Genomic DNA, 5,536 nt, shown 5'->3' with positions numbered 1-5,536 from the left:
GAAGTTAAAGAGGTTAGCGTTAATCTGTGCTAAAGCGGCGTAATCTCCGTTAAAGAGACCATTACCCGGGTTAGGATTGGCCGCAGAACTAGAGCCACCACCACCGGCTAAGTAACCCAAGGATAGGGAGGTCGGACCGACAATGCTTTGGAGGAAGCCTAATTGTAGGCTAACACCACCCCCAGAACCACCACCGATACGGTAGATGGGGTTTTCGGAAGCGAAGGTAGATAGCGCACCATTACCACCGTCGAAGTCTTCAAAGAAGGGGTTAGTGGTGGGAACGAAGTCATTCCAAATACCACCCCAAGCGGCGACGTAGGTACTGAAGCGACCAAAATAACCTAAGTCAATCGGGGTATAGTAGGCCAACCAGTCGAGAACCACATCGCTACCGTTACCGGCCGCGGTCCAAGTTTGGAATAGGGAAGGGCTTTGCAGATTATCGAATCTGACGGAAGCGGGATCACCATTTTGTAGTGTGGTGGTCGATTTGTAATCAAATCCGAAGGGAGTGGCACTACCCGCCGCTAAACGAGTTTTCAATACGTCCTGACCGGTGAAGCTCGTGTTTAACAGCAAACGAGCGCGGTATTGCATGGCGGCCTGGGAGGCGGGGCTACCGGCACCGACCGTATCGGTGACAGCGAAGATAACTTCCCCAGCTAATTTGGTGGTGGTGGAGAATTGGTTATTTTCGAGGAAAGACACCCGGCTTTCTAAGTTATCAACTCTAGCTCCCAACGCCGCTAACTCAGCTTGGAACTCATCCATCAAGCGCTTGAGGGCATCTAAGTCTTCCTTGAGGACGTTGACACCATCTTGAATTAAACGTTCCATGACGTTTAAGCAAGCGTTTAAACCAGCCGCAAATTCCCAACGGGTTAAAGCTCGGTCGCCGCGGAAGGTGCGATCGGGATAACCAACAATACAACCATAGCGTTCAACTAAACTTCTTAAAGCCTCGAAAGCCCAAGCGGTGGGGGAAACATCCCGCAGTTGGTTAACGCTGGTGACTTGATCGATGGTGTTGCCCTGTACGGGTGCAACTTGACCTTCGTTACCGTACTGTTCGATCTGATTGAGTAATTCGCCAGTTCCTGCAGCGTTGTCCTGAACTTGAGCGATTTCTAGATTGTTAAATTCGGTAGAAACACTGGTAGATTTGGCGGGATCGAAGCTACTAGCATTAGCGGAAGCTACTAGGGTAGCCCCTAAAATCGCTGGGCTAACCAGCAATGATTTCCAGAACATTCTTAACATGATGGTTTTTTCCTCACACCTTATAGGTTGACTACACAGTTTGACGACGCATATAGCCTTTCTATTCTTTTGCCATTATACACAATTTAATTACTTAGGGAAAGATGCGATCTCATTTTTTTGCCTTGACCAGTTGACAAAGTGGCCACTCTGTCGCCCCTAACGGCACTTAAACAAAAACTAAGAGTTGACACAGCGGCGAGGATATCAAAGTTTCTCCAATTTGCGCTTACGACCGATTGAGTAAAGAACGCCCAGAACGGCTCCCAAAATTAAATAAGCCAGCAGCGTAGGAATCACCTGCTGCTGTACGTCATTCAAAATAGCGATAAAAAAGGCTAAACCGACATTGCGAGCAACAGAGGAAATCGCGAGAATCGATCGCTGATCATCATCGGGACCGCCTAGAGCGTGTCCTATCCCTAGAGAGGCGATTACCATAATCAGAATTGCAACCAGTGGCAATCCCCAAACTTTCAACAGTACAGGAAATCCCAAAAGACCGACTAAGATAGCTAAGAGCAAAAACAAACCATTAGCCATAAAAGTTAAGGGTTTGGCGATCTTTTCGGCCAATTTGGCGGCGAACTTTTGCATCAGAAGCCCGATACTGACAGGCAAGAACTGCACCATGGCGACTTGCTGGGCTACCTCTAAAATGGTTACATTCTCTGAAAGCCTCTCAAAGAGGGTGGTAAAAATAGCCAAGGTAAGGGGCGTAATCACAACCGCAAGTAAAGCCAGGGTGAGTTGGAGACTGGCTGAGTAACGGAATCTGGCTCCCGCCATTTGCGATCGCTTGGTAGTTAGAGGCGCACCAGGGGAAGCTGCCAAAAATGCCAATCCAGCCATCACTTCTGGGGGTAAGTTAAATAGTTTTAACAGCAGGAAAACCAGCAAAGGCACCAGCACGACAACGGCTAGGAGCGCCCGGAAGAGTAAAGCGGGTTTGCGCCAGAGGGAGAGCATTTTCTCGAAAGAGAGAGCGATCCCGATGGCTAACATCAGCGAAAAAATCGTGATTTTAACAAGGATTAGCAATATTGGCTTGACTTCGAGAGATATAAGGGGGTTCATCGGCGGTCAGATTGCCATAATCAGGGATTAAGTTGCGGCTTAAGACAGAACACTGTGGAAGGGACGGGGAGACGAGGAGAGGGGAGATACTTGCCCAACTCCCCCATTCCGAAACTGTTCCGCTTGAAACCGGTAGCCCTTCACCGTTGCCAGGGGTGACTGCCATTGCCGCTCAACCTCCAGACGTATCTGCCGGCTCTGGCTGCTCGAACGAGTTCTCAGTGGGCGTAACTGACTCCGCCGGCTTGCTTACTGGCAAGATCTCAAAGTCCGGGGTGAACTGGACTAAGAGGCTCTGGAGTCGCACCAAGACCTGAGCATCGCCCTCTAGCTTCACCTTCCCTTGGCCAATCAGGGCAGGAAATGTGGCTATCCCAGCCATAATCAACTCCAGGTCGCTACGGTCGATCGTGATGGTGAGATCAGGATTTTTTGCCTGGAATCCCTTGATGTTTGTCAGGGTTGAATTACTCATTTCCACCGCAAATTTCTCACCGTTGTCCGGTGTGAGCAAATTGATGGTGAATTTCATCCCTTGCGCTTTCTGGCTATCTAGACGAATGCCGATGAAGTCGAGCCAGAGTTGGGTGGACATGGCGCGAACCGTATCGGGGGTGACTGTCTTGGCCGTGACCCCCGTGGGGAAGCCATTTCGTAGTTCGTAAGCGGCGGCCAGAAAGCTGTTGCGGACACTGGGGCTTTCTTTCTGGTAGCCAATCTGCTCAAACACATCGCCCAGTAGGTCTTTAGCTGCCTGGTTCTGGGGTTCAGCATAGACCAGCTTGTTCAGTATCTCCATGGCTTCGCGGTATTGGCCTCGATCGTGCAACTCCTGACCTTTGGCCAGAATCTTCTCCGCACCCCCCATCATCTCGACGTAGAGCGGAGCCGATTCCCTCGGTGACAGCGGAATTAATGTGGCTGGATTGGCATCCCAGTAGCCCAGGTAGCGGTTAATCACGGCACGGCTATTGTGTTCCTCAGAACCGTGGTAGCTGTGGGCAGCCCACTGTTGCTGCAAACTTTCGGGCAGCTTGTAAACATTGTGGATTTCATTAATGGTCACGCCCTGGTTAGCTTGGTGCAGCACCTCGTTATGCAGATGGGCATAGGCATCCCGCTGGGTTCGCATGACTTCCTGAATGCGATCGTTGCCCCAACGGGGCCAGCTATGGGAGGCAAACATCACCTCCGCTTGCTGCCCGAACCTATAGAGGGCTTCATTAATTTTCTTCGACCACTCCAACGCATCCCGCACCAATGCACCCCGCAGCGTGTAGATGTTGTGGATCGTACCGCAGATGTTTTCTGCTGCCCAGAACGCTTTCCAGTCAGGGAAATAGGTGTTCATCTCGGCGGGGGCTTCGGTGCCTGGCGTATTCTGAAATACCATCTTCACCCCGTCGATGGTCAATTCCTCAATGTCCTGCTCGATGTAACGGGTGGGTTCAATCAGCCCGGTGTTGCCCGCTGCGGTGTTCTTGCCGATCGACTGATCTACATGGCCGAACGGGCTGCGCGGCAATAGCAGGCCGTACTGAAAGAATGCCCGGCGGACCATCGCCGTCCCCGAATAGACGTTTTCGGCGATCGCATATTCCATGAAGCCAACGGGGGCGATAATCTGCACCTTCCCGTTCTTCACATTCGCCTCATCCACCACACCGCGCACCCCGCCGTAGTGATCGACGTGGGAGTGGGAGTACACGACGGCGGCCACACGACGGTGTCCCAGGTGTTCATTGACCAGTTCCAGAGCGGCTTTAGCCGTTTCCTTACAGGTCAACACATCAAATAGAATCCAACCTGTATTGCCCTTGATGATCGTCATGTTGGCCAGGTCGAACCCTCGCACTTGGTAGATTTTGTCCGGCAAGACTTCATAGAGTCCGTAGGCCATGTTCAGAACTGCCTGGCGCTGCAATGAGGGGTGAATGCTGTCGAAAACGCTGTCAAAGCCGCGCAACAGGAACTCGTAGCTGCCCATATCCCAAGCCACGTTACCCGCCTCTGCTATGATTTGTTTGTAAGGTGGGGTGGCAATAAAGCCTTTTTGGGCCTCTTCAAAATCCCGTTTGTCCTCGAACGGCAGGGTCTGGCGCCAACCGTTCTGTAGTTCGATGGTGAACGGGGAGGGCATCTTGCCTTTTGGATCGAAGTGCTTGTTTTTCATAAGGAGTGGTAGGTAATTAATGCGAACAAAAACAGGGACAAGACCATGAAAAAAAGAAAGATAGCCAATACACTGCGTAAAGCCTTGCTAGAAGATGGCAAGATGGAACGCGCTCTCTATGAATACGAATTAGAAGAACACCTAGACTACTGGTACGAAGGTCTCAAGTCCGACCGTGATCAGTTTGTCTTTGCCATCACGGAAAACTCCGGTCACGTGGCAATGGTATTGATTACGCCAGATAAAACTATCTACGTCAATGAGGAAGCGAGAGAGAAACTAGCTAAATTCTGGATAAAAGCTTATGAGAATAATATAAATCAACTCATTCCCATGATGGCAGAGAATTTGGCCAATGATATTATCTCGGTGACAGGCGTTAAAATGGTGTCCCCAAACCAGAAGCGACGCTGGGTTAGTTTGCGCCCGTAGAGTTAAAGTCAAGAAAGGCTCACTTAGGAAAAAATTGGTATTACTTCTGGTTCTGGGGTTCCCAGATGACGGGAAACCCTCAAAAACTATCCGCCCTTACCAATTGCTCGGTAAGGGCGGTGTAGCGGGTCATCGGAATCGACACCAGACTGCCGGAAGGAACTCCAGCTAGTCTAAATCTTGTTTAGACGTGGGGTCTAGAGAACAGCCCCGGCGCACAGCCGGCTATTGTCGATTAGGAGACCCATGCTTTTACTACTTTCTACCATCGACATCACCTCCTGTATCCCTTAACGGATTAATTATTGAATTTATCTGTAATTAGCTTAACGCAGCTGTGCGGAAAAAATCAAGGCCGGCAGCTAAAAATTTTTTCGGCAGGCTTAGTTGGCCCCCAAAATGTAGGTGGAGATAGGAAGCGTGCAGATTCTTACCTTGCCACCCTTCGGCATTGATAGCACTTTTGGGGAATGCTTGCAGTTGATAAATCGGTGCGTCGCTCACCCCGCTTAATTGGGAGCGATGGAATTCATGGCCGCGCACTGGTTGACCTGGTTTGAGCAGGATCGTCTCCTGTTTGGCGATGGCTTG

At 50.6% G+C, this 5,536-nt stretch carries 5 protein-coding genes and 1 pseudogene; 1 reads left to right on the top strand and 5 read right to left on the bottom strand.

Annotated elements, in window-relative coordinates; all coding sequences use genetic code 11:
* The 4 genes from PX481_RS09740 to PX481_RS09725 all read right to left on the bottom strand — a co-directional run.
* Window positions 1-1,263: iron uptake porin (locus PX481_RS09740; RefSeq protein ID WP_288094500.1), on the bottom strand; the 1,263-nt coding region annotated here is incomplete at its 3' end.
* A 207-nt stretch (window positions 1,264-1,470) separates the two neighbouring features.
* Window positions 1,471-2,340 carry a bile acid:sodium symporter family protein gene (locus tag PX481_RS09735; protein WP_288094499.1) on the bottom strand — a complete coding sequence of 290 codons (870 nt, stop codon included), beginning with the start codon at window positions 2,338-2,340 and terminating at the stop codon, window positions 1,471-1,473.
* Window positions 2,288-2,506, bottom strand: a complete 219-nt coding sequence (locus tag PX481_RS09730) for a hypothetical protein (protein ID WP_288094501.1) — start codon at window positions 2,504-2,506, stop codon at window positions 2,288-2,290. The genes PX481_RS09735 and PX481_RS09730 overlap by 53 nt, the downstream gene beginning before the upstream one ends.
* A 6-nt stretch (window positions 2,507-2,512) precedes the next feature.
* On the bottom strand, window positions 2,513-4,513 hold the full coding sequence (locus PX481_RS09725) for an alkyl/aryl-sulfatase (protein ID WP_223212281.1): 2,001 nt from the start codon (window positions 4,511-4,513) through the stop codon (window positions 2,513-2,515).
* Window positions 4,514-4,558: 45 nt separating this feature from the next.
* Here PX481_RS09725 and PX481_RS09720 point away from each other — a divergent pair, with 45 nt between their 5' ends.
* Entirely contained in the window at window positions 4,559-4,945 is a 387-nt protein-coding gene (locus tag PX481_RS09720; protein WP_353852188.1) for a hypothetical protein, read from the top strand.
* Between the two features lie 321 nt (window positions 4,946-5,266).
* On the opposite strand, the pseudogene PX481_RS09715 reads toward PX481_RS09720, so the two are convergent.
* Window positions 5,267-5,536: pseudogene (locus tag PX481_RS09715) on the bottom strand (cobyrinate a,c-diamide synthase); the annotation flags it as partial.

Source organism: Microcystis sp. M53603_WE2 (genome assembly GCF_030065435.1).
This window is presented reverse-complemented; position numbering and strand designations above follow the sequence as displayed.

What these genes read in the sequence shown, in the direction of transcription:
- PX481_RS09735 (WP_288094499.1), bottom strand. Translation starts at nt 2,340, where the DNA reads ATGAACCCCCTTATATCTCTCGAAGTCAAGCCAATATTGCTAATCCTT.
- PX481_RS09730 (WP_288094501.1), bottom strand. Translation starts at nt 2,506, where the DNA reads ATGGCAGTCACCCCTGGCAACGGTGAAGGGCTACCGGTTTCAAGCGGA.
- PX481_RS09725 (WP_223212281.1), bottom strand. Translation starts at nt 4,513, where the DNA reads ATGAAAAACAAGCACTTCGATCCAAAAGGCAAGATGCCCTCCCCGTTC.
- PX481_RS09720 (WP_353852188.1), top strand. Translation starts at nt 4,559, where the DNA reads ATGAAAAAAAGAAAGATAGCCAATACACTGCGTAAAGCCTTGCTAGAA.